Genomic DNA, 21,603 nt, shown 5'->3' with positions numbered 1-21,603 from the left:
TTGCAAACACCATGCCAGTGCAAACCGGTCTGGCATATGACTTGCCTTGCTCCATGTCTGACCGGTACGCCCACGCTGCAGGCTTGCGCCAACGACGCCATGAACATCCTTGCCTATCCCGCCTACCAGGCGATCACGGAGCTGATGCGGCCGTGGCGGGATGCTGCAGCCATTGCACGGGCAACGATCGCCGCGAACCCCACATTGGCCGAGAGCCCGCACGGCCGCTACATCGATGCCTGCTGTGAACTCGTACAGATGGCCGGCCTATCGCACCACAGGCCGCCCTTTGGCATCGACACCGTGCGCTCGGGCGGCGAGCCTGTCGCCGTGACGGAAGAGATCGTCTGCAATACCCCCTTTGGAGCGTTGCTGCATTTCCGCAAGGCGGGCGGTCCGCAACAGCCACGGGTGCTGATCGTCGCGCCAATGTCCGGACACTTCGCTACGCTGCTGCGCGGCACCGTGCGGACCATGCTGGCCGACCACGATGTGTACATCACCGATTGGCACAACCCGCGCGACATTCCGCTGTCCGCTGGCAGTTTTGGTTTTGGCGACTACGTTGGCCACGTCATCGGGTTCCTGCAGCAACTCGGGCCCGATGCTCACCTCGTGGCCATCTGCCAACCCACCGTGGCCGCGCTGGCCGCCGTGGCACTGATGGCTGAAGACGGTGACCCCGCCCAGCCCGCCAGCATGACGCTGATGGCTGGGCCGATCGACTGCCGCGTCAATCCGACCAAGGTCAACGCACTGGCCAACAGCCGGCCAATCGAGTGGTTCGAGCGCAACCTGATCAGCGTGGTGCCGGCAGGCTTTGTGGGCGCGCAACGGCGCGTGTACCCAGGCTTCATGCAGTTGTGCGCCTTCATGTCGATGAACCTGGATCGGCACGCGGCATCGTTCTCTGACCTGCACCACGAGCGCGCAAAGGGCGACCCAACCAAGGCCGAGGCGATCCGCACGTTCTACGAGGAGTACTTCGCTACCACTGACCTGACGGCCGAGTTCTACCTGGAAACCGTGAGCACGGTGTTTCAGCAGTACGCGCTGCCGCTCGGGCAGTTGCACGTAGGTGGCCGACGGGTCGAGCCGCGTGCCATCCGCCACACCGCCTTGTTGACCATCGAGGGCGAGAAGGACGACATCTGCGCGGTCGGCCAGACGGTGGCCGCGCAGGACTTGTGCAGCAGTCTTCGCCCTTACATGAAGCGGCACCACGTGCAGACCGGCGTGGGGCACTACGGTGTATTCAACGGCCGCAAATGGGAAACGCAGATCTATCCGATGGTGCGCGCCACCATCCACGACCACGAGCCGCGTGAGCGCAGCGCAGCCGCGGCGTCGCAGGCCGGTGGCCAGGTCGTCAGCCTGCGCAGCTGGATCGAATCTTCAAAGGCCGCGGCTCCCGGCCAGACGTAGCCAATCCCACACGGCCCGCACGGCGCCTTCCTCCAGGCGTGTTGCTGGCATCACGGCCCAAAACGCGTAGCGGCGGATAACCGGCCCGTCGAACGGTTGCACGAGCGCGCCCGCCGCCAGCGCGTCGCGCACCAACGGCAGGTTCGCCAGGATCACGCCCTGCCCCGCCATGGCCGCAGACATGGCGTGCCCGTCGTCGGACAGCACAATGCCCGACTCGATCTTGAGCACGTGCTCGATGCCAGCCGCACGGGCCCACAGAGGCCAGCCGATGGGTTGCGGCAACGTGCGCTGCCATTCCGAGTGGATGAGCGGCACACGCGCCAGATCGTCGTGCGATCGTATGTTCAGCCCCGGGTGGCAGACCGGTGCATAGGCATCGTCAAAGAGGTGTTCGGCGACGAGGCCGGCATTGGCGTCAGGCAATTCTCCATAGCGCACGGCCAGATCCGCACTGCCGCCATGCAGGTCGACCACCGTGTCAGACGCATGGATGCGCAGATCCACCGTCGGATGCTGCGTGGCGAACTCCCCAAGCTTGGGCACAAGCCAGCGTGCGGCCAGCCCCATTGGCGCGGTGAGTGTGACGCGCTGGCGTGCCGGCTGAGCCTCCGGCGGCCGGATGGCATCGACGGCCTGCGCAAACGCATCAAAGCCCGTGTTGAGCACCGGATACAACCGCTCGCCGGCCTCCGACAACCGCAGCGCGCGCACCTGCCGCTCGAACAGCGTCACACCCAGCGTCTCTTCCAGCCGGCGGATCTGGTGGCTGATGGCCGTGGGCGTGACCGACAGTTCGTCGGCAGCGCGCTTCATGCTGAGATGGCGCGCGGTGGCCTCAAAGGCCCGCAGCGCGCTCAGGGGTGGGAGTTTTCGCATGCGCGGATTGTGTCACGGGCACGTTACCCGCATCGTCGGCATGGATGAATCCATGTCATCCATCGTGCGCAAAACATGTCGTTTGTCGCAGTGCAGCGCGGTTCATAGAGTGGGCACACCTCCACTCACAACGGATTCGACATGACCCGTCTTCTGCACCTCGATTCCAGCGCCCGGCCGGGCAGTTCCGACACGGCTCGCCACGGTTCACACACCCGCCGGCTCTCGGCACGTTTCGTGGCGCGCTGGCGCGAACGTGATCCCAATGCGCACGTCATCTACCGGGACATCGGTGCCGAACCGCCCTCGCCCGTCGACGGTCGCTGGGTCCATGCTGCATTCACGCCACCCGCACAACGCGAACCGTGGATGCACGACCGGCTTGCGCAAAGCGACGCACTGATCGACGAGTTGCTCGCTGCGGATGTGATCGTGGCCGGCGTGCCCATGTACAACTTCGGCATGCCGGCGCAGTTCAAGGCGTACATCGACAACATCGTGCGCGTGGGCCGCACCTTCGGCTTCGACCGCAGCCGCGCTGGTGCGCCTTATTGGCCGCTGCTTGCCGGCATGAACAAGCGCCTCGTCATCCTCAGTTCACGCTGTGATTTCGGCTATGGCCCTGGCCAGCGCATCGCCCACATGAACCACGTGGAAGGCGGCGTGGCCACCGCTTTCGGCTACATCGGCATCACCGATGTGGCATCGGTTGCGATTGAGTACGACGAGTTTGCGGATGATCGGCTGCGTGCGTCGATTGCGTCCGCAGAAGCCGATGTCGATGCGCTGGCCGCGAGTATGGCGACGGGCGTCGCCGCCGAGGTGGCTTAGTCGATCAACCGACCATCCGGCTCGAAGAACGGGTGCGGGCCATCAAATTCGCCCACGTAGGCGAGATGACTCACCAGCCCCTGGCCCGGCACCCAGGCGTGCACCTTGTAGGCAGGCGGCTCCATCACAAAGCCGGGTTCGCCTGCCGGGTCCAGATCCAACGCCACCTGGTGCGCGGGGGATGGGCAGGTCGATGCCACCGTGCCCGCAAAGCGCACGTCGATGGAGCGATGCAGATGGCCGCAGATGATGCGCTCAACATTGCCGGCGGCACGCACGATCTGTGCGAACGGCGGGATGTCATCTTCGGCCAGCGATTGCACATCCATGTGATGGATGCCCGTGGCAAACGGCGGATGGTGCATGGCAATGACGGTCGGGCGCTGCGTTTCCTGCGCCAGCGCTTCAGTCAGCCAGTCGAGCCGCTGCAGGCCCAGGCGGCCGCCCGGATGGCCGGTGTCCAGCGTGTCGAGCACGATCAGGCGCACGTCACCAATATCGGTCCAGTACTGGAAGGCATGCGGGTCTTGTGCAGCCGCCGGAATGGGCGTGAGCCAGTCGGCAAAGGCTTCACGTGCGGCGTCTCGGGCGTCATGGTTGCCGAGCACCGGCAGCATGCGGATGCCTGCTGCATTCAGCGGTGCCAGCACGGCGCGCAGGTGCGCGTATTCCTCGGGGGAGCCGGCATCTACCAGATCGCCGGTCAGCACGATGGCCTCGGGCCGCTCCGGCTGCGCGAGGATGTGTGCCACGGTACGTGCCAGATAGGCAGCGGAATCCACACGTCGGTAGGCCAGTCGCCCCGGGCGCTTGATATGCAGGTCAGTCAGTTGCAGGAAGTGCATCACGCTTGCAAGGTGAGGAGTCGGTCTGCCGGAACATCAAAGCCGACCGCATGGCCCGGCGCAAAATGCTGGCGGCCGGGCACGTCAATGAACAACGGCATGGCCGACACCCCTGCCACGCGCACACGGGTGCGGAACCCGAGAAACACCGCCGATTCCACCGTGCCCTTGAGCGCGGCATGCGCCGGATCGGCCAGCACGGCGTCTTCCGGACGGAAGAACACGGTAGTGTTTCCATCCTTGCCCTCGCCCGCCAACACGGGCACACGCCCACCCGCGCAGACAAACGCACCGTCGCGCCGCAGGCCGTCGAGCCGGTTCATGATGCCGATGAAATCCGCCACATGCCGGTTGGCGGGCTGGAAGTAGATCTCACGCGGCGTGCCGATCTGGGCGATGCGCCCGGCTTCCATCACGACGATGCGATCGGCCAGTGCCATCGCCTCTTCCTGATCGTGCGTGACGTAGATGGTGGTGATACCGAGGCTGCGCAGCAGGCGGTCCATTTCGGCGCGTACGGATTCGCGCAGCTTGGCGTCGAGCGCCGTGAGCGGTTCATCGAGCAGCAGCACGCGCGGTTCGGGTGCCAGGGCACGCGCCAGGGCCACGCGCTGGCGCTGGCCGCCGGAGAGCTGATCGACAGCGCGATCGGCATACGGCGTGAGATGCATCATCTCCAGCAGCGTGTCCGCACGGGTGCTGATCTGCGTGTCGGACAAGCCATTCTGGCGACGCTGGATGCGCAAGCCGTATTCCACATTGCCGCGCACGCTCAGGTTGGGAAACAGCGCGTAGTTCTGGAACACCATGCCGACACGGCGGCGCTCAATCGGGCGTGCGGTGACATCCTCGTCGCCAAAGCGCACGGTGCCGCCGGCATCTGGCGCCTCCAGCCCGGCGACGATGCGCAGCGTGGTGGTCTTGCCGCAGCCCGAGGGGCCGAGCAGCACGACGGTCTCGCCTGCGCCGATGTCGAGGTCGAGCTGGTCCAGCACACGCTGGCCGCCGAAGTGTTTGCCGCAGCCGCGCAACTGGATCGGCACGGGCGCGAGATTGAGAGAATCGTTGCTCATCGGGAAGTCTTTCCGTTGCGGGTGTCGCTCGTGCGCAGGCCGCCAAAGCGCTGCATCAGCACCAGCAGCGGCACGATCATGACGAAGAAGATCAGCGTGTAGGCGCTGGCGATTTCCAGGCGCATCGACGCATAGGTGTCGGCCAGACCAACTGGCAGGGTCTTGGTTTGCGGCGTGTGCAGCATCCAGGTCAGGTTGAATTCACCCACCGACAGCGTCACCACCGTCAGCGCGCCGGCCAGGATGCCGGGCTGCACGTTCGGCAGCACGATGGTGCGAAAGCGCTGAGCAAACGTCGCACCCAGGCTGGCCGCGCCCTCCTCCAGCGTCTTCAGGTTCTGCCCCGCAGCCACGGCCGCCACCGAGCGCACCATGAACGGCAGCGTGAACACCACGTGCCCGACCACGATGAACCACAGGCTCTCGCGAAAGCCGCCGAAACCGCCATACGCAACAATCAGCCCCAGCGCCGTGGCCAGCCCCGGCAGCGCCACAGGCAGCGTCAGGAATTCTTCGATCAGGCGGCTCGTTCGGCTCTGGCGGCGCGCCAGCACATAGCCGGCCGGCACGCCCGCTGCCAGCACGATCACCAGCGTGCACAGCGCCACGAGCAGCGACATCCAGATCGACGCCTGGTACATGTCCCACACCTGGGCGACCCAATCGAGCGTCCAACCGCTCTTGAAGCCGCGGATGTAGTTGCGTGTCAGGCCCACGGCCATCGACAGCACTACGGGCACAATCAGGAACAGGCAAAGCAGCAGCGTGATGAACCACTGCGAGAGGGAAAGCATGCGTTTCATGCTGCCGCTCCCGTCTGCCCACCACTGGCCGTGCGCGCAATCGCCAGCACCAGCCAGGTCACAACACCCAGCACGACCGACAGCGCAGCGGCCATCGCAATCCCCGCATTGAGCGTGAACTCGGTATAGATCGTCATCGGCAACACGTCGATTTCGGTGGCGAGTGTGAATGCTGTGCCAAACGCGCCCATCGACGTGGCAAAGCAGATCGCCCCGGAGGCGATGAGCGCAGGTGCCAGCCCCGGCACCAGCACATCACGTGTCACCTGCCACGACGATGCGCCCAGCGAGCGTGCCGCCTCTTCCAGCGAGCGGTCGAGCTTTTCCGCTGCCGCCATCACCGTCAGCACCACGCGTGGGATCGAGAAATACAGGTAACCGAGAAACAACCCGCCGATGGAATAGGCGAAGACCCATTTCTCACCGGTCAACTGGCGTGTCAGGTCGCCCAGCAGGCCCTGGCGCCCGGCCAGCAGGATCACCATGAAGCCAACCACCACACCCGGAAACGCCAGCGGAAACGTCAGCATGGCCGTGATGAGCCGTTTGCCCGGCACGTTATGGCGTACCAGGAACAGCCCTGCGATGGTCGACAGAACCAGCGTTGCCAGCGTGACTGCCGCTGACAACACCACGGTCGACACCAGGCTGCTCAGGTAGCGCGGCGTGGTCAGCGCCGCCGTATAAGTGGCGATCAGCCCTTCGCTGCCGCTCACACGCAGCAGCGCAGCCATCGGCAGCAGCCAGAACGCGCAGAACAGCGCAACGGCTGGCGCCAGCAACGCCACCCGCCACCGCGCGGGCAGTACCGCGTCCTCAGGCAAGGTGGTTCGGGTGACGGTGCTCATGCTCAGCGGACCTCGTCCAGATAGCGCGTGCCGAAGGCCTGCTGGCCGGCTGCCATCTTGTTGAAGTCGACCGTCTTCACACGGGCGTACTCGCTGGCCGGCAGGAAGCGCGATGCGGCCTCCTTGCTCATGGCGTTGGCGCGCACCGGGCGCAGGTAGGCGTTGGCCCACAGTGCCTGGCCTTCATCCGACAGCACGAAATCCAGCACCTTCTTGGCGTTGTCGGCATGCGGCGCGTTGGCGGTCAGGCTCATCACGTACGGCACGGCAATCGAGCCCTCCTGCGGAATCACGAACTCCACATTGGCGTGATCCTTGTACTTGGCGCGGTAGGCGTTGAAGTCGTAGTCGAGCAGGATGGGGATCTCACCGGCCACGACGCGGGCGTAGGCCGTTTGCTTCGGCACGATCGGCGCGTTCTTCTTTAGTTGCTTGAACCACTCGATGCCGGGGGTGAAGTTGTCCAGCGTGCCGCCCAGTGCCTGGTTGACTGCCACGGCGCCCACATAACCAACGAATGCGCTGCTCGGGTCCAGGTAGCCGACCATGCCCTTGTACTCAGGCTTGAGCAGGTCTTTCCACGAACGCGGTACGGGCTTGCCTTCCAGCGCGTCCTTGTTGACGAAGAAGCCCAGCGTGCCCGAGTGGATCGAGAAGAAGGCGCCATCCGGGTCCTTCATGCCGGCCGGAATGTCTTCCCAGTGCTTGGGCTTGTAGTTGGCGACCAGCCCCTTCTCCTTGGCCTGATACGCGGACGTGATACCCAGATAGGCGACGTCCGCCACCGGGTGCGACTTCTCGGCCAGCATCTGTGCGATGGCCTGGCCGGAGTTCTTGTTGTCGAACGGCACGGTGATGCCGGTCTTGTCCTTGATGGCCTTGATCTGGCTGGCCCAGTCTGCCCATTCCGGCGGGCAGTTGTAGCAGATGGCGACCTGCTGGCCGGCTGGCTGGGCCTGGACCGGCGCTGCCAGCGCAAATGCGCCGGCAGCGATAGTGGCACCAGCAAGGCCGCACGCGCGCAGCCATTGAACGAGACGTTTCATCGAGACGCTCCTTGCGTATCAGACGTGAGGGAAGAAGGCACAACGGAAAGCGATGCGGGCACGGCCGGCGCTCTGGCCAGCGTGCCGCCATGCAGCAGGCGATGCGGCAGCGTGATCGATGGCACGACCTCGCCTGCGATGCGGCGGGCCAGCGCCTGGGCGGCATCCGCGCCAATCTGGCGATGCGGTTGCGCCACCGTGGCAAGCGTGGGCATGAGCCACTGCCCCATCGCCAGGCCGTCAAAGCCGATCACGCTTACGTCTTCCGGCACGCGCAGGCCCATCTCGCGCAGCGAGCGGATCGTGAGCAATGCCAGGCGGTCGTTGCTGCAGAAAATGGCGGTCGGGCGCGGTGGCGCCAGCAGACGGGCCAGTTCGGTGGGCAGCATGGCATCGGCGTTGAAGTCGATTTCCACCGGCGGCTGCGGGGCAATGCCGGCGGCTTCCAATGCCTCGCGGTAGCCGTCGTGGCGTAGCGCGGCACGGTCCGATGCCGACAGCGTGCCGGTCAGCATGCGGATCTGCTTGTGGCCCTGCGCCAGCAGCGCACGGATGGCATCGCGCGCGGCGGCCCGGTTGTCGACGGTGACGCAGCAGCGTGCGGGAATGCGCGGCTGGCCGACGGTGTCGTTGTAGACCAGCACGTACGGCACGTGCTCGGCGTCCAGCCGATCGAGATGGGGGTTGGCGGCGGCATCGGCCACCGTCAGGACCAGGCCGTCGACGCGCTGCTCCAGCAGGGTCTCGATGGCACGGGCTTCACGCTCGAGGTCGTAAGCGGTGGTCATGAGCATGACGCGCTGGCCCGTGATGGACGCCGCGTCTTCAATGCCCTGCATGCACTCAGCAAACACCGGGTTGGCCAGCGAGGGCAGCACCACGCCCAGCAGCCCCGTATGCATCGCGCGCAGTTGGCGGCCCAATGCATTGGGGCGGTACTGCAGCGCATCCATGGCGGCCTGCACGCGGGCGAGCGTCTCAGCGCTCACACGCTCCGGCGTATTGACGGCACGCGACACAGTGGCGATGGAGATGCCCGCCCGCGTTGCCACGTCCTTGATGCTGCTTGCCACGGCGCCCTCGTTTGAATTTGTAAACGTTTACATCGTAGGCGACCGGAGTGACTGTTTCATGACAAGCGATGCTGCACTGCGACCATTCGTGCAACGCAGCATGCCGACTGTTGCACATAGCAAAGTTACAAAGCTCGCATATGCTTCTATGAAACCAAGACGTGCGCGGGTGAACGTGGCGCGCCAGCGTGCGCTCTGCAGCATGGCTCGCTTGCTGCTCTGCCGTTCTGACCGCCCGCTCTTGACGCCAGCCTGGAGACTGAAGACGCCATGCGTGTATCGCCCGCCTTCGATGTGCCCGCCAATACCCTGCCGGCCCTGCCCGACCTCTTGCAGCACTACAGCGCCGTGCGGACACAGTCCCTGGCCCTGGCTGCGCCGCTGTCGGACGCCGATGCCACCGTCCAGTCGATGGACGACGCCAGCCCCGCCAAATGGCACCTGGCCCATACCACGTGGTTCTTCGAGGAGTTCGTCCTTGGCCCCAACGTCCCGGGTTACCGCTCGCCGGATGCGCGCTACCGCTACCTGTTCAACTCGTATTACGAGACCGTCGGCGCACGGCACCCACGCCCACGCCGGGGCATGCTCACGCGCCCCACACTCGATGCGGTGCGCACCTATCGCGCGCATGTGGATGCGGCCATGCAGCGGTTGCTGGCCGAAGGTGTATCAGCGGAGCTTGCCCGGCTGATTACGCTCGGGCTGCATCACGAGCAGCAGCACCAAGAACTGCTGTTGACCGATCTGCTGCACCTGTTCGCGCAGAATCCTCTGTGTCCGGCCTACGCGCAGACGCGCCCCGCGCCAGTACGCGCAACCGGAGCACAGCCAGGCTGGGTCGAGTTCCAGGGCGGCGCCGCGCAGATCGGCAAGACCGATTCCAGCGCCGATTTCATGTTCGACTGCGAGGGCCCGCGCCACACCGTCTGGCTGGAGCCCTACGCACTGGCGACGCACCCCGTCACCAACCGTGAGTGGATCACCTTCATGGAGGACGGCGGCTATCGCCAGCCCACGCTGTGGCTATCCGATGGCTGGGCCTGGGTGCAGCGCGATGGCATCGACGCCCCGCTCTACTGGCGCTCTGACGTAGATGGCGCGGCGGGTTGGCAGCAGATGTCGCTGCACGGTCTGCAGCCGGTAGATCTGGACGCGCCCGTCACGCACCTCAGCTTTTATGAGGCCGATGCCTATGCCCGCTGGGCCGGCGCCCGCCTGCCCACGGAGGCTGAATGGGAGCACGCCGCCGAGGGCACGCCAGTGCAAGGCAACTTTGTCGAGCGTGGTGCGCTCAGGCCATTGCCTGACCACGGCATCGCGCAGGCCGGTGGCTTGCGTCAACTGTTCGGGGACGTGTGGGAATGGACCGCCAGCCCGTACGGCCCCTACCCAGGCTTTCAGCCGGCCGAGGGCGCCGTGGGCGAATACAACGCCAAGTTCATGTGCAGCCAGATGGTGCTGCGCGGCGGGTCATGCGTGTCGCCCGAGGGGCATCTGCGGGCGACGTATCGCAACTTCTTCTATCCGCACCAGCGCTGGCAGTTCACCGGGGTGCGGCTGGCGCGGTGGGCGTGATGCGCATCGTGCCCCGCCGCAATGCAGCCGGTGCCTAGCGGTTGCTGTCGAACAGCATGTTGGTGGGGGTGCCGATCGCGTCTTGGCTACGCGGTGCCGCCTCGGCCGGTTTGGCAGCCGGCATCGGCGTTGGTGCGTCGGGCACCACAGGCTTTGCAGGCTGCGCTGCCGCTGCGGGTGCCAGCGCAGGCGCGGGCTTGCCCGCCTGCTCTGCCAGCTTGCGTCGGCGTGACTCCAGCCCGGCCGCAATCTCGTCCTGGTGATATCGCTTGGCAAAGTCGATCACGTCCATCTTCTGCTGGTTGCGCAGGTTCATGTCCGCGCCCTCGTCCAGCAGCAGCTTGACCGTGGTGATGTGGCCGCTCATGGCCGCCATCATCAGCGGTGTCGTGGCGTTGGGGCTTTCCGCATCGATGTAGGCGGCGTGGTCGAGCAGGTATTTGACGACGTCATCATGCCCGTTGGTGGCGGCGTAGTGCAGCGCGGTCCAGCCGGTCTTGTTGACCTCCACGTCATACGTTTCCACCATCAGCTTCACCATCGGCAGCAGGCCCTGGTAGGCCGCCATCATCAGGGCGTTCTCGCCGGCGGCATTGGTGCGCTCGAAGTCGATGTTCTTGGCGCGGATCAGCGCCTCGGCCACCTCGATGTTCTTGTCCTTGAGCGCATCCACCAGCAGCGGATTGCCTTCCCGCGTGTTCAGGTTCGGGTCCACGCCCTGCGCAACGTACTTCTGCACCAGCACCGGCCGGTTGTATTCCACCGCAGCGCGCAGGTCGTCCTGCGGCGCGGCGAATGCGGCGCTCGACAGCGCCATCGCCAAGCTGGCCGCCAGTGTGATTTTTCGCATGGTTTGCTTCAAGTGATACCGCAACTTATCGCGGTATTTTGTTGAATAGATGGAAGAAATTCTCGGTGGTCGCACTGGCGATGCGCTCCAGCGGCTCGCCACGCAGCGTGGCGAGGAATTCGCCCACGTGCCGCACGTAAGCCGGCTCATTGGTCTTGCCGCGGAACGGCACCGGCGCCAGGTACGGCGAATCGGTCTCGATCAGCATGCGGTCCAGCGGCACCTTCTTGGCAGTCTCCTGCAGGTCCACCGCGTTCTTGAACGTGACGATGCCCGAAAACGAGATATAGAACCCCAGGTCCAGCGCGGCCTTGGCCACGTCCCAGCTTTCGGTAAAGCAGTGCATGACGCCGCGCGCAGCCTCGGCGCCCTCTTCGCGCATGATGGCCAGCGTGTCGTCCGCCGATGAGCGCGTATGGATCACCAGCGGCTTGCCGGTCTGCTTGGAGGCACGGATATGCGTGCGGAAGCGATCGCGCTGCCACTCCATGTCGGCCACGGTGCGGTCGCCCAGGCGGTAGTAATCGAGCCCGGTCTCGCCGATGCCGACCACACGCGGGTGATCGGCCAGCGCCAGCAGGCGCTCCAGCGTCGGTTCTTCGATGCGTGTGCCTTCTTCAATGTCTGCTTCGGCATCCGGGTGCACACCCACGGTGGCGTACACGTTTGGCTCCTGCTCGGCGATCTCCAGCACGCTCGGGAAGTCTTCCAGCGTGACGGAAATGCACAGCGCGTGCGTGACGCGGTTTTCGCGCATACGGGTCAGCAACTCCGGCAGGCGCGCCCGGAGATCCGGGAAATTGATATGGCAGTGGGAATCGACAAACATCAAATAATCAGAAGGTTACGGCACCAACTTCGCGTGCTGCATCAGAAAAGTATCAGAGCGTTTGCGTGGGGCGCTGCGAGTTGATCTGCTTGCCCAGCAACTCTTCAACCACGCGGCGCAGCACGCGGCACGGCTCGTCTTCACCCAGGTGCACACCGATCCCCGGTGTCTTGTTGGGCGTGCCGACGGGCGTGATCCAAGCCACCTTGCCGGCAACTTGGTACTTCTGCGGACGGTCCAGCAGCGACAGCACGAGGAAGACTTCTTCACCGATGCGGTAAGGGCGCTGGGTCGGCACAAAGATGCCGCCGTTCTTCAGGAACGGCATGTAGGCGGCGTGCAGGCCGGCTTCATCCTTGATGGCCAGGGAGACGATGCCCGGGCGCGTCGGGGTGCCAGCAGCCATGCCGGGAGCGGCAGGAGCGCCAGGGGTGACCGGTGTGCCAGGCGTACGAAGAGGTGCAGTGCTCACAGAGGTTCCAGGGGTTCAGTGTCAGGCAGCTGGAAAGAGCTGCCGGTAATCCAGCAAAAGGCTTTCGATGACAAGGCGCGCAGCCAGCGGGTGCTGCTCGGTGCGGCGCCGCTCTGGCAAGGCGCGCGCGAAACGTTCCAGGCGGTCCAGCGGGATGGCGCTCGCGCAACGTTGCAACGCGTCGCGCTGCCCTGGGAAATACCGTGGGCGCCCCGCCAACCTCGCCGCCATCAGATCAAAGACCCATCGGTGCATGGTACTGAGAACGGCTGGAACCGACAATTTCTGTAAATGATCGGCGGTCGCCAGTGCATCGAGTTTCGCGCCCTGGCCCAGTTGTTCGAGCAGAAACTGCAGCAGCGGTCGGTCTTCGGACTCGGCGGCCGCCAGCGCGGCCAGCGGTGCGTTGCCGTACTCAGCCAGCAGGCTCTGCGCGTGCGGCACACCCTGCCGCTCCAGCCATTGGCGCGCGGCCTCAGGCTGCGGCGGCTGCAGCGGAAACTGCCGGCAGCGCGACAGGATGGTCGGCAGGATGCGGTCGATGCGGTCCGTCACCAGCAGGAAGACGGTGTCCTGCGGCGGCTCCTCCAGCGTCTTGAGGAGCGCGTTGGCACCCTCGGTCTGCAGCGCATCCAGCGGGTACAGCACCACCACGCGCAGCCCAGCCCGGTGCGTGCCCACGCCAATGCCTTCGATCAGGTTGCGCACCTGCTCCATGCGGATGATCTTGCTGGGCGCCTTCTTCTTGCCCTCGGCGTCCTTCTCCGTCTCGGGGGCGTCTTCCATCGCCTCGGGGCGCACGAGGTGGAAGTCCGGGTGATTGCCCTGTGCGAACCAGTTGCAGGCCGCGCAGGTACCGCATGGCTGACCGTCGGCCGCGGGCGTGTCGCACAGCAGGCCTTGCGCAAAGTGCATGGCGAAATCGCGCTTGCCGGTGCCGGCCTGGCCGTTCAGCAGGATGGCGTGCGGCAGCTTGGCCCGCATGGCCTGCAGGCGCGCCCAGTCAGCGGACTGCCAAGGATAAAGCATCATAAATCAATAAGTTACGCTAGATTGTTGATGCGAAAACTCGCCGTGAAACCATTATTTCGGTATCGGAAATTGCGCGCAAAATCAAAGCGTTGCAAGCAATTGCTCTAAGTCTTTCTGGAGTTCACCGCGCTCGCGGTTGGCATCCAGCACGACAAAACGCTGCGGTTCTTCGGCGGCGCGGCGCAGGTATTCTGCACGCGTGCGCAGGAAGAACAGGGCGGACTCGGCTTCGAACTTGTCGGGCGTGCGGGCGTCGGCCAGGCGTGCGGCGGCAATTTCAGGGGCCAGGTCGAAGAGGATGGTCTTGGTTGGCTGCAGGCCCTGCTGCACCCACTGCTCCAGGGCTTCGAGCCGGTCGATGGCCAAGCCCCTGCCCCCGCCCTGGTAAGCGAAGGTAGCGTCGGTGAAACGGTCGGAGATGACCCAGTCACCAGCGTCGAGCGCGGGCTGAATCACCTCGGCGATGTGCTCACGGCGGCTGGCGAACATCAGCAGCGCTTCGGTTTCCAGATGCATGCGCTCGTGCAGCAGCACTTCACGCAGGCGTTCGCCCAGCGGTGTGCCACCCGGCTCACGGGTGACGACCACCTTCTTGCCTTGCGGTGCGAGCTTGGCCTGCAATTGCTGAGCGAACCACGCCAGGTGCGTGCTCTTGCCCGCCCCGTCGATACCTTCGAATGTGATGAACTTGCCAGTCATGGTTGGCCGCGCACGTATTTATTGACGGCCCGGTTGTGGTCCGTCAGGTTGGTCGAAAACTGGCTGCTGCCGTCGCCGCGCGCCACAAAGTACAGCGCATCGGATGTTGCCGGATTCAGCGCCGCCTGCAACGAGGCCATGCCCGGCAGCGAGATCGGCGTGGGCGGCAGGCCGGCACGCGTGTAGGTGTTGTACGGCGTGTCGGCCTGCAGGTCGCGCTTGCGCAAATTGCCGTCAAAGCCGGCACCGATGCCGTAGATGACGGTCGGGTCGGTCTGCAGCAGCATGTTCTTGCGCAGGCGGTTGACGAACACCGCCGCGATCATCGGCCGGTCGATCTTCTGGCCGGTCTCTTTCTCGATGATGGAAGCCATGGTCAGCGCCTCGTACGGGGTCTTGTACGGCAGGTCGAGCGGCCGCTTGGCCCAGGCGTCGGCCAGGCGCTTCTGCATGGCCTGGTAGGCGTGGCGGTAGAGTTCCACGTCGCTGCTTCCGCGCGCAAAGAGATAGGTATCGGGGAAGAACAGGCCTTCCGGATTGGCTTCGGGCGCGCCAATCTTGCGCATCAGATCGGCATCGGACAGGCCCGCCGTGTCGTGCTTGAGCGCAGGCTCCGCATCCACCGCCGCGCGCATCTGGCGCATCGACCAGCCCTCAATGACGGTGACGACGTAGTGCGTAACCTCACCGCGTGCCATCTTGTCGAGGATGGACAGCGGCGTGGCGCCCGCCTCCAGCTCGTAACCGCCCGCCTTCAGGCTCTTGGCGTTGCCGGTGGCGCGCGCCACAAGCGAGAACAACTGCGGCTGCACGCCCACGCCCGCACTGGCGAGCTGCTTGCCGACCGAGATGACGCTCGAATTCGGCTTGATCACGACTTCCAGCGACGGGGCCGGAAGGCTCACTGGCTGCTGGGCCCACCACACCACACCGCCTGCCGCAGCAAGCGCGATCAGGATCGCCAGAACAACCAGGCGTTTGAGAAAAGAGAACATTGCGTTGCGAATCTATGCGCGGAAACACCCGACCATGGCCTTGTCCGCACTCTTGAAATGGGTTGCGAGGGCACAAACTGCCCGTCAGACAGCCTCATATAATACCGGGTCAAACTCTGGCAGCCTGCACACCATGAATGACGTTTTTCAGGATTTCGTCGATACGCTCAGCTTTCCGCCGCTCGACGTACAGTTTGACGCTGCCGCACGCGGTAGCGTTCTGTGCCCGCCGACCAATCTCGCGCGCATTGCCGTTGAAGGCGCGGATGCGGCCGAATTCCTCCATAACCAGCTGACCAACGCCGTCACGGGCCTGGGGCCTAACCAGGCGCGCCTGGCCGGCTACTGCTCGCCCAAGGGGCGCCTGCTGGCCACGCTGTTGATGTGGCGCCAGGCCGATACGATCGTGCTGCAGGCCGACAAGCTGGTCGCCCCGGCGCTGACCAAACGCCTGTCGATGTTCGTGCTGCGCGCCAAGGCCAAGCTGCGTCCGATGGACGAGTTCATCGCCATCGGCGTGGCCGGACCGGATGCGGCTGACGCCCTGCGGGCCGCCGGCGCCGTGCTGCCGGAGTTCGACGCCATCTACGCCGTCGCACAGCAGCCGGCCACGGTGGGCCAGCAGGTTGGTGCAGTCATCCGCCTGCCCGACGCCGACGGCCGCCCGCGCTATCAATGGATGGTGCACGCCGAGCATTTCCAGCATGCATGGAAGACGCTGTCGTCACGCCTCTCGCTCGTCGGCACCGAGGTGTGGGACTGGTTGAGCTTGCAGGCCGGTGTGCCGCAAATCACCCTGCCCACGCAAGAGCAGTTCGTTCCGCAGATGGTGAACCTGGAGTTGCTGGGCGGTGTCGATTTCAAAAAGGGCTGCTACCCCGGCCAGGAAATCGTCGCGCGAAGTCAGTATCGCGGCACGCTCAAGCGGCGCATGCAGCGCGCCCACGTGAACGCCCCCACCTCCGCAGGCGCCGAGGTCTACAGCGCAGCTGATCCGAACCAGCCGTGTGGCATGGTCGTGAACGCGGCGATGGCACCAGACGGCGGCACGGACCTGCTCGTCGAGCTGAAGCTGGATGCGCTGGAGACCGTCATTCACCTCGCCACGTTTGACGGCCCGGTGCTGACGCTGCAGAACCTGCCGTACACGATTCCCGTTTCAGAAAACGCCTGATACCGGACACCCACCATGGCCGACCACCTGTTCGTCTACTTCCGCATCGCTGAACGCGAGGCTGCCGCCGCCCTGCCACGCTGGCAACGCTGGCTCGACACGGTGGAAGAAGCGACCGGCGTGGCCGGCACGGTGATGCGTCGCCCCGAGCTACGCGACGGGCAGGCCACGTGGATGGAGTGCTACCACGACATCCCGCCGGCCTTTACCGCCACGCTGGCCGGTCTGTGGGAGACCGGCGGCCCGCGCGAATTTGTTGCAGGCGAACGCCATGCCGAGCTTTTCGTCGATCTGGAAAACGGTTAGCCCCGCATCCATGTAATCGTCATCGCAAAAATTCGGCTGGCTGCTATGCTTGGCCGAAGCCCTCGCGACACAGGTCATCACATTGACCACTCGCTTGGCATGTTCAAAGGAAGTGCTCATGTGTTTGATTCTCACGGCCTGGCACGCCCACCCCGCCTACGCGCTGGTGGTGGCCGCCAACCGGGACGAATTCTATGACCGCCCCGCCGCGCCGCTGGCGTGGTGGAGCGATGCGCCCAACGTGCTGGCCGGGCGTGATCTGGCCCAGGTGGTCGGCCACGCAGGCACGTGGATGGGGATGACGCGCGACGGCCGGTTTGCCGCGCTGACCAACTACCGTGCACCATCCGAACGCCGCCCGGATGCACGTTCGCGTGGTGAATTGGTCTCCAATTTTCTGATGGCCGAAGAGGCGTCGATCCCGACGTACCTCGACAGCTTGACCGCCCGCGACCGCGCCTACAACGGCTACAACCTGCTGACCGCCACGCGCGACGAACTCTGGTGGACTAGCAATCGCGCAGAGGCCCCACGCAAGCTGGCACCCGGCGTGTACGGGCTGTCGAATGCGCTGCTCGATACGCCGTGGTTCAAGGTGCGCCACCGCATGGCTGCGTTTGCCGAGGCCTTGGCCGCGGATACAGGCCGGCACGGCAACGCGCTGGACGTGGCGCGCTACCTCAACCTGATGGCCGAGACGCGAGAAGCCCCCACAGGTGCCCTGCCTGAAACAGGTGTGGCACCTGAGTGGGAAAAGCTGCTCTCCGCCGCCTTCATCCGCTCACCGCGCTATGGCACGCGTGCCACGACCGTGCTGCGCATCCGCCACGATGGCTGCTTCGACGTGACCGAGCGCCGCTTCGACGCACAGGGGCAGATTGGCGAGACGCGCTACCTCGGCGCGCTTGATACGGTCACGCACGCCGATACGTAAGCGCGGCGCAGGGGCTACGCCTGCTCTTGCGCCGGCTCGACTTCCGTAAAGCCATAGCCACCCGGGCGCAGCGCCGAATGCTCACGCTTGGATTGCACCAGCGGATAGAACATCTGTGCAGTCCACCGTTCTGCGCCGTACAAGGCGTCATCCTGCAAGCCGATCTGTGCAGGGTATTTGCGCGTGATATGCGCCGTGCCGAACAGCACATCCCAGAAGAACAGCAGGTTGCCGAAATTGCCCTTGTAATGGCCAATGCCGTCGGCGTTGGTGAGTGCGTGATGTGCCCAATGCGTGGCGGGCGTGGAAATGGTGCGCTCGATCACCCACATCAGCGGGCGCAGCGCGCGAATGCGGTACAGCGGCGCGTCCCACGGCCAGGCGCAGTGCGCACCCAGGATAACGGCCACCTTCACCACCAGATACACCCCGTAGACGCTGCCAAAGCCCAGGTACACCGCCACTCCGCCAATCCACAGGCCGGGCATCATCAGGTAGTAGAAGAAGTTGTTGCGGTACGTGATGCGCACGCTCATGTACGACGAACTGTGGTGCGCACGGTGTAGCGGCCACAGCAGCGGCGAATGCGAGGCGCGGTGCCACAGGTATTGCGTGAGGTCATCGCCGATCAGCAGCAAGCCGGTCATGGCCCACCACGGCAGGTTGGCCCAGGCGTTGTGCTGCGCGGGCATGAGCCAGTTGCACAGCGCGTTGCTGCCCAGCAGCGCGATCGGCTGAGTGATGGCGACCAGGCTGACGAACATCAGCACTTCCAGCCACGCATCGTTGGCGGTGGCCTTGCCGCTGACACTTGCCTGGTAGCGCCGGGTGACGAACTCCATGGCGCCAAAGCCCAGGATGCAGGCACTGATCAGGAGCAACTGCTGGTGCGAACTCATCGGGGTGTCTCCTCGCTTGTGTTGCGAATTTTTGTGAAGACAAGCCTAGGAGTGTCGATTCAATGCGTCCAATGCATAATGGACATCCGTTCAATGCAATGGACGCAACACCATGGACTTGCGCCGCCTGAGTCACGTCGTTGCCCTGGCTGACACCCTGCACTTCGCCCGTGCCGCCGAATTGGTGCACCTGAGCCAGCCCGCCTTCAGCCGCAGTATCCAGGCCATTGAAGATGACCTGGGCATCCGCCTGTTCGACCGCGATGTGGGCGGCGTGCGCCCCACCGCAGCGGGTGAATTCGTGATCGCACGGGGGCGCAAACTGTTGTTCGAGGCACGGTGCCTGCAGCGTGACGTAGATCTCTACCGCGACAGCCAATTGGGCGACACCGCCTTCGGCGTGGGGCCGCTGTTGACCGCCACCCTGATGCCGCAAGCGCTGCATGAGCTACGGCAGCAGCATCCACAAGTGGCGCTGCGCATGGAGGTCGGCAACTGGGTGCAACTGCTGGAAAGCCTGCGCACGGAGAACATCGAGTTCTTCGCGGCAGACGTGCGTGACATGCCGAAAGATGCTGCGCTCGACATCCAGCCGATTGGCGGTCAGCCGCCCCACCTCTACGTGCGAGCCGGTCATCCGCTCGCGCAGTACGAGCACACGCTGCGCGAAGTGTGGGAGTACGGCATTGCCGTACCGAAGCTGCTGAGCCCCTCAAAAGTGGAACTGGCCGCCCTACTGGGCCTGCCTGCGGGCGAGGAAGCCAGCATCGCGCTCGAGTGCGACAACTATGGCGTGCTCAAGACAGTGGCGCTCACCACCGACACCGTGCTGGGTGCAACGGATGCCGCGGTACGGGAGGAGCTGGAGTCCGGCACGCTCGTCCGGCTGGCAGTGAAAGGCTGGCTGTCGCCGCCGTCCATCACGGGGATCGTGCGATTGCACGGCAGAACGTCATCGCCGGCGGCACAGGCAGCAATCGAAGCGATCGTGCGGGCCGCCAAGGCGATCAACGTATAGGTGGGCTTTACAGCACGCGGCGCATGGTCCGGTGCGGAATGCCGGCTTCTTCAAACTCAGCGCCCTCGGCAGTAAAGCCGGCACGCACATAGAACGGCATGGCGTGGGTTTGCGCGTTCAGGATCAACTCCGGGTAGCCAAGCGACCGGGCCTTGTCGATCAACACTTCCAGCACGCGTGCGCCAACACCCGTGCCGCGCGCCTCCTTGCGCACCGCCATGCGGCCGATATGGCCGTCAGGCAGCAGGCGGCCCGTGGCCACTGCACGGCCAGCCGTGTCGCGCGCGAGAGCGTGCCAGCACTGGTCGTCCCATTCATCCCATTCCAGTTCAACAGGTACGCCCTGCTCAATGACAAACACGTCGTAGCGGATAGCGCGCGCTTCTTCGCGCACAGCGTCCCAGCGGTCAACTTCAACGCCGGCAAGCGGGCGGACAGATTCAGGGGCGGTCATGCTTAGTTCTCACACTTCAGGCTTCAGGACTTCAAAATTGAGGATGCGATCGCGCAGCGTATCGGGGATCGGCGCGGAGGTCTGCGTGGCACCGTCTTTGGCTGGTCGGGCGCACACGTAGATGACCTCGCCGGTGACGAGGTGCGTATTTTCGTCACCCTCTGTGCGATACATCTCGATGATAAAACGCATGCTGGAGCGGCCCAGGCGCGCCACGCGGCAGCGCAGGTCCAGCTTGTCGTCAAAGCGTGCGGACGCATGGTATTCGAGCGTGGATTTGACCACGTAGAAGTCGACACCGAATGTATCGACCACATCCACCGGATACCGCACGCCGATGCTGCGCCAGTACTCAGTGATGCAGACGTCCGCATACAGCAGGTAGTGGCCGTTGAAGACGATGCTCTGCGCATCGACTTCGGCCCAGCGCACACGCAGCGGCGTGCTGTGGCGGAAATCCTCAATCGCCATGCGGGTCTCCTCTCATGGTGGCTTATTCAGTCTCGGTGCCGAAGGCGCGGCGCAGCGCGTCGGCGGCATCGCGGTGTGCATCTTCGACGGCTGGCACAAAGCGGCCGATCTTGAAGAAGTCGTGGATCATGCCTTCGTACAGCTTCAGTTCGACCGGCACCTCTGCCACACGCAACTTGTTTGCGTAGCCAATGCCCGCATCGCGGATCGGGTCGAAGCCCGCAACCGCGATCCACGCGGGGCACACGCCGGTGACGTCGGCGCCGTGACCCCCGGCATCCAGCGGGGCGAAGCGCCAGTCGTCGCGGTCGGCATCGTCGCGCAGGTATTGCGAGAAGAACCAGTGGATCATCTCCTGCGTGAGCAGGTAGCCCTCGGCGAATTCGCGGTGCGATGGCGTGGTCTCGCGTGCGGTGGTGCCGGGGTAGATCAGCAGTTGCAGCACGGGCTGAAAGCCACGATTGCGCGCTTCGATTGCGGTGACAGCCGCCAACGTACCGCCCGCGCTGTCGCCGCCGAACGCAATGCGTGCCGGGTCCGCGCCGATGGTGGCGGCTTCGTCAAACACCCACTGCAACACGTCGAACGCATCATTTGCCGCGGTCGGAAATTTCCAGTCGGGCCCAAGCCGATAGTCCACCGACAGCACCATCGCGCCGGATTTGGCCGCGAGTGATCGGCAGAGTTGATCGTGCGTCTTGATGCTGCCTACCGTGAAGCCGCCGCCGTGGAAGTACACCAGCAACGGCAGAGGATCGGCCCAGCTCGCTTCGCGCGCAGCGTACGTGCGGATCGGAATGACATAACCATCACGCGCCGTGACCGTCAGGTCATGCACGGATTCCAACGGAATGGCCGGGATGTCGACAATGGGGCTGCTCTTTTCGTAGGCGATCTTGGCGTCGGCGGGGGCAAGCGCATTCAACGGCGGACGCTTGGCACGCGCAACCAGATCGAGCAACTGGGCAACGTGCGGGTCGAGAGACGGGGACGGCATGCAGGCGTGAACTGAACGATCGTTCTAATTTGGCTATCATCGGAGTATCCATTGAACCACGCCCGCACAGCA

The 21,603-nt window shown here is 64.9% G+C and carries 24 protein-coding genes; 7 read left to right on the top strand and 17 right to left on the bottom strand.

The features are described from left to right. Positions 1–99: 99 nt before the first annotated feature. On the top strand, positions 100–1,425 hold the full coding sequence (locus tag F7R11_RS10355; protein ID WP_064803285.1) for a polyhydroxyalkanoate depolymerase: 1,326 nt from the start codon (positions 100–102) through the stop codon (positions 1,423–1,425). Here the strand turns inward: F7R11_RS10355 and F7R11_RS10350 are convergent. Continuing rightward, on the bottom strand, positions 1,396–2,304 hold the full coding sequence (locus tag F7R11_RS10350; RefSeq protein ID WP_082932815.1) for a LysR substrate-binding domain-containing protein: 909 nt from the start codon (positions 2,302–2,304) through the stop codon (positions 1,396–1,398). The genes F7R11_RS10355 and F7R11_RS10350 overlap by 30 nt on opposite strands. 141 nt (positions 2,305–2,445) lie before the next feature. Between F7R11_RS10350 and F7R11_RS10345 the strand changes: the two genes are divergently transcribed. Further along, complete coding sequence (locus F7R11_RS10345) at positions 2,446–3,135, top strand: FMN-dependent NADH-azoreductase (protein WP_064803283.1); 690 nt, start codon at positions 2,446–2,448, stop codon at positions 3,133–3,135. Here F7R11_RS10345 and F7R11_RS10340 read toward each other — a convergent pair. The 6 genes from F7R11_RS10340 to F7R11_RS10315 are packed head-to-tail and all read right to left on the bottom strand — an operon-like array spanning position 3,132 to position 8,823. Next, the gene (locus F7R11_RS10340; RefSeq protein WP_064803281.1) at positions 3,132–3,980 is read right to left on the bottom strand and encodes a phosphodiesterase; all 849 of its coding nucleotides are present in this window, start codon (positions 3,978–3,980) and stop codon (positions 3,132–3,134) included. The two genes, F7R11_RS10345 and F7R11_RS10340, sit on opposite strands and share 4 nt — an antisense overlap. Beyond that, a complete protein-coding gene (locus tag F7R11_RS10335; protein WP_064803279.1) occupies positions 3,980–5,053 on the bottom strand; it encodes an ABC transporter ATP-binding protein in 1,074 nt (357 codons plus the stop codon). Before F7R11_RS10335 ends, F7R11_RS10340 begins: the two co-directional genes overlap by 1 nt. Continuing rightward, complete coding sequence (locus tag F7R11_RS10330) at positions 5,050–5,856, bottom strand: ABC transporter permease (protein ID WP_064803277.1); 807 nt, start codon at positions 5,854–5,856, stop codon at positions 5,050–5,052. Before F7R11_RS10330 ends, F7R11_RS10335 begins: the two co-directional genes overlap by 4 nt. Beyond that, the gene (locus F7R11_RS10325; RefSeq protein WP_049285512.1) at positions 5,853–6,704 is read right to left on the bottom strand and encodes an ABC transporter permease; all 852 of its coding nucleotides are present in this window, start codon (positions 6,702–6,704) and stop codon (positions 5,853–5,855) included. The genes F7R11_RS10330 and F7R11_RS10325 overlap by 4 nt, the downstream gene beginning before the upstream one ends. A gap of 2 nt (positions 6,705–6,706) precedes the next feature. Continuing rightward, positions 6,707–7,750 carry an ABC transporter substrate-binding protein gene (locus tag F7R11_RS10320; RefSeq protein ID WP_064803274.1) on the bottom strand — a complete coding sequence of 348 codons (1,044 nt, stop codon included), beginning with the start codon at positions 7,748–7,750 and terminating at the stop codon, positions 6,707–6,709. Continuing rightward, positions 7,747–8,823 carry a LacI family DNA-binding transcriptional regulator gene (locus F7R11_RS10315; RefSeq protein ID WP_064803272.1) on the bottom strand — a complete coding sequence of 359 codons (1,077 nt, stop codon included), beginning with the start codon at positions 8,821–8,823 and terminating at the stop codon, positions 7,747–7,749. Before F7R11_RS10315 ends, F7R11_RS10320 begins: the two co-directional genes overlap by 4 nt. Positions 8,824–9,093: 270 nt before the next feature. On the opposite strand from F7R11_RS10315, the gene egtB reads away from it, so the two are divergent. After that, the gene (egtB, locus tag F7R11_RS10310) at positions 9,094–10,401 is read left to right on the top strand and encodes an ergothioneine biosynthesis protein EgtB (RefSeq protein ID WP_064803270.1); all 1,308 of its coding nucleotides are present in this window, start codon (positions 9,094–9,096) and stop codon (positions 10,399–10,401) included. Positions 10,402–10,435: 34 nt separating this feature from the next. On the opposite strand, the gene F7R11_RS10305 is transcribed toward egtB, so the two are convergent. The 6 genes from F7R11_RS10305 to mltG all read right to left on the bottom strand — a co-directional run bounded on the left by F7R11_RS10305 (position 10,436) and on the right by mltG (position 15,278). Continuing rightward, the gene (locus tag F7R11_RS10305; RefSeq protein ID WP_064803259.1) at positions 10,436–11,251 is read right to left on the bottom strand and encodes an ankyrin repeat domain-containing protein; all 816 of its coding nucleotides are present in this window, start codon (positions 11,249–11,251) and stop codon (positions 10,436–10,438) included. 25 nt (positions 11,252–11,276) lie between these two features. Beyond that, positions 11,277–12,080, bottom strand: a complete 804-nt coding sequence (locus tag F7R11_RS10300; protein WP_064803257.1) for a TatD family hydrolase — start codon at positions 12,078–12,080, stop codon at positions 11,277–11,279. Between the two features lie 52 nt (positions 12,081–12,132). Beyond that, complete coding sequence (locus F7R11_RS10295; protein ID WP_231973191.1) at positions 12,133–12,486, bottom strand: PilZ domain-containing protein; 354 nt, start codon at positions 12,484–12,486, stop codon at positions 12,133–12,135. Between the two features lie 87 nt (positions 12,487–12,573). Further along, on the bottom strand, positions 12,574–13,584 hold the full coding sequence (locus F7R11_RS10290; protein WP_064803252.1) for a DNA polymerase III subunit delta': 1,011 nt from the start codon (positions 13,582–13,584) through the stop codon (positions 12,574–12,576). An 81-nt stretch (positions 13,585–13,665) separates the two neighbouring features. Further along, positions 13,666–14,283 (bottom strand): dTMP kinase, encoded by a 618-nt coding sequence (tmk, locus tag F7R11_RS10285; RefSeq protein ID WP_021194508.1) that lies wholly within the window; start codon positions 14,281–14,283, stop codon positions 13,666–13,668. Continuing rightward, positions 14,280–15,278 (bottom strand): endolytic transglycosylase MltG, encoded by a 999-nt coding sequence (gene mltG, locus F7R11_RS10280; RefSeq protein ID WP_064803250.1) that lies wholly within the window; start codon positions 15,276–15,278, stop codon positions 14,280–14,282. Before mltG ends, tmk begins: the two co-directional genes overlap by 4 nt. A 133-nt stretch (positions 15,279–15,411) precedes the next feature. Between mltG and ygfZ the strand changes: the two genes are divergently transcribed. The 3 genes from ygfZ to F7R11_RS10265 all read left to right on the top strand — a co-directional run bounded on the left by ygfZ (position 15,412) and on the right by F7R11_RS10265 (position 17,692). Further along, positions 15,412–16,452 carry a CAF17-like 4Fe-4S cluster assembly/insertion protein YgfZ gene (gene ygfZ, locus F7R11_RS10275; RefSeq protein ID WP_064803248.1) on the top strand — a complete coding sequence of 347 codons (1,041 nt, stop codon included), beginning with the start codon at positions 15,412–15,414 and terminating at the stop codon, positions 16,450–16,452. 15 nt (positions 16,453–16,467) lie between these two features. After that, positions 16,468–16,758 (top strand): DUF4936 family protein, encoded by a 291-nt coding sequence (locus tag F7R11_RS10270; protein ID WP_021194511.1) that lies wholly within the window; start codon positions 16,468–16,470, stop codon positions 16,756–16,758. A gap of 118 nt (positions 16,759–16,876) precedes the next feature. Then, complete coding sequence (locus F7R11_RS10265; RefSeq protein WP_064803245.1) at positions 16,877–17,692, top strand: NRDE family protein; 816 nt, start codon at positions 16,877–16,879, stop codon at positions 17,690–17,692. A 14-nt stretch (positions 17,693–17,706) separates the two neighbouring features. On the opposite strand, the gene F7R11_RS10260 is transcribed toward F7R11_RS10265, so the two are convergent. Next, positions 17,707–18,591, bottom strand: coding sequence for a sterol desaturase family protein (locus F7R11_RS10260; RefSeq protein WP_064803243.1), 885 nt, complete (start codon positions 18,589–18,591; stop codon positions 17,707–17,709). A 112-nt stretch (positions 18,592–18,703) separates the two neighbouring features. On the opposite strand from F7R11_RS10260, the gene F7R11_RS10255 reads away from it, so the two are divergent. Beyond that, on the top strand, positions 18,704–19,609 hold the full coding sequence (locus F7R11_RS10255; RefSeq protein ID WP_064803241.1) for a LysR family transcriptional regulator: 906 nt from the start codon (positions 18,704–18,706) through the stop codon (positions 19,607–19,609). 7 nt (positions 19,610–19,616) lie between these two features. On the opposite strand, the gene F7R11_RS10250 is transcribed toward F7R11_RS10255, so the two are convergent. Genes F7R11_RS10250 through F7R11_RS10240 form a run of 3 tightly spaced genes read right to left on the bottom strand, consistent with a single transcriptional unit; the run spans position 19,617 to position 21,531 of the window. Beyond that, positions 19,617–20,063, bottom strand: a complete 447-nt coding sequence (locus tag F7R11_RS10250) for a GNAT family N-acetyltransferase (protein ID WP_021194515.1) — start codon at positions 20,061–20,063, stop codon at positions 19,617–19,619. Positions 20,064–20,072: 9 nt separating this feature from the next. Beyond that, positions 20,073–20,534 carry an acyl-CoA thioesterase gene (locus tag F7R11_RS10245; RefSeq protein WP_064803239.1) on the bottom strand — a complete coding sequence of 154 codons (462 nt, stop codon included), beginning with the start codon at positions 20,532–20,534 and terminating at the stop codon, positions 20,073–20,075. 22 nt (positions 20,535–20,556) lie between these two features. Next, positions 20,557–21,531, bottom strand: coding sequence for an alpha/beta hydrolase (locus tag F7R11_RS10240; protein ID WP_064803237.1), 975 nt, complete (start codon positions 21,529–21,531; stop codon positions 20,557–20,559). Positions 21,532–21,603: the final 72 nt, after the last annotated feature.

Origin of the sequence: Ralstonia insidiosa, from assembly GCF_008801405.1 — a bacterium.
Classification (GTDB): domain Bacteria; phylum Pseudomonadota; class Gammaproteobacteria; order Burkholderiales; family Burkholderiaceae; genus Ralstonia; species Ralstonia insidiosa.
Note: the sequence above shows the minus strand (reverse complement) of the source record. Positions and strands in the feature narration are given on the sequence as shown.

Bases quoted from the DNA above. Each gene is read 5' to 3' on its own strand.
- F7R11_RS10355 (WP_064803285.1), top strand. From the start codon at position 100: ATGAACATCCTTGCCTATCCCGCCTACCAGGCGATCACGGAGCTGATG.
- F7R11_RS10350 (WP_082932815.1), bottom strand. From the start codon at position 2,304: ATGCGAAAACTCCCACCCCTGAGCGCGCTGCGGGCCTTTGAGGCCACC.
- F7R11_RS10345 (WP_064803283.1), top strand. From the start codon at position 2,446: ATGACCCGTCTTCTGCACCTCGATTCCAGCGCCCGGCCGGGCAGTTCC.
- F7R11_RS10340 (WP_064803281.1), bottom strand. From the start codon at position 3,980: ATGCACTTCCTGCAACTGACTGACCTGCATATCAAGCGCCCGGGGCGA.
- F7R11_RS10335 (WP_064803279.1), bottom strand. From the start codon at position 5,053: ATGAGCAACGATTCTCTCAATCTCGCGCCCGTGCCGATCCAGTTGCGC.
- F7R11_RS10330 (WP_064803277.1), bottom strand. From the start codon at position 5,856: ATGAAACGCATGCTTTCCCTCTCGCAGTGGTTCATCACGCTGCTGCTT.
- F7R11_RS10325 (WP_049285512.1), bottom strand. From the start codon at position 6,704: ATGAGCACCGTCACCCGAACCACCTTGCCTGAGGACGCGGTACTGCCC.
- F7R11_RS10320 (WP_064803274.1), bottom strand. From the start codon at position 7,750: ATGAAACGTCTCGTTCAATGGCTGCGCGCGTGCGGCCTTGCTGGTGCC.
- egtB (WP_064803270.1), top strand. From the start codon at position 9,094: ATGCGTGTATCGCCCGCCTTCGATGTGCCCGCCAATACCCTGCCGGCC.
- F7R11_RS10305 (WP_064803259.1), bottom strand. From the start codon at position 11,251: ATGCGAAAAATCACACTGGCGGCCAGCTTGGCGATGGCGCTGTCGAGC.
- F7R11_RS10300 (WP_064803257.1), bottom strand. From the start codon at position 12,080: ATGTTTGTCGATTCCCACTGCCATATCAATTTCCCGGATCTCCGGGCG.
- F7R11_RS10295 (WP_231973191.1), bottom strand. From the start codon at position 12,486: ATGGCTGCTGGCACCCCGACGCGCCCGGGCATCGTCTCCCTGGCCATC.
- F7R11_RS10290 (WP_064803252.1), bottom strand. From the start codon at position 13,584: ATGATGCTTTATCCTTGGCAGTCCGCTGACTGGGCGCGCCTGCAGGCC.
- tmk (WP_021194508.1), bottom strand. From the start codon at position 14,283: ATGACTGGCAAGTTCATCACATTCGAAGGTATCGACGGGGCGGGCAAG.
- mltG (WP_064803250.1), bottom strand. From the start codon at position 15,278: ATGTTCTCTTTTCTCAAACGCCTGGTTGTTCTGGCGATCCTGATCGCG.
- ygfZ (WP_064803248.1), top strand. From the start codon at position 15,412: ATGAATGACGTTTTTCAGGATTTCGTCGATACGCTCAGCTTTCCGCCG.
- F7R11_RS10270 (WP_021194511.1), top strand. From the start codon at position 16,468: ATGGCCGACCACCTGTTCGTCTACTTCCGCATCGCTGAACGCGAGGCT.
- F7R11_RS10265 (WP_064803245.1), top strand. From the start codon at position 16,877: ATGTGTTTGATTCTCACGGCCTGGCACGCCCACCCCGCCTACGCGCTG.
- F7R11_RS10260 (WP_064803243.1), bottom strand. From the start codon at position 18,591: ATGAGTTCGCACCAGCAGTTGCTCCTGATCAGTGCCTGCATCCTGGGC.
- F7R11_RS10255 (WP_064803241.1), top strand. From the start codon at position 18,704: ATGGACTTGCGCCGCCTGAGTCACGTCGTTGCCCTGGCTGACACCCTG.
- F7R11_RS10250 (WP_021194515.1), bottom strand. From the start codon at position 20,063: ATGACCGCCCCTGAATCTGTCCGCCCGCTTGCCGGCGTTGAAGTTGAC.
- F7R11_RS10245 (WP_064803239.1), bottom strand. From the start codon at position 20,534: ATGGCGATTGAGGATTTCCGCCACAGCACGCCGCTGCGTGTGCGCTGG.
- F7R11_RS10240 (WP_064803237.1), bottom strand. From the start codon at position 21,531: ATGCCGTCCCCGTCTCTCGACCCGCACGTTGCCCAGTTGCTCGATCTG.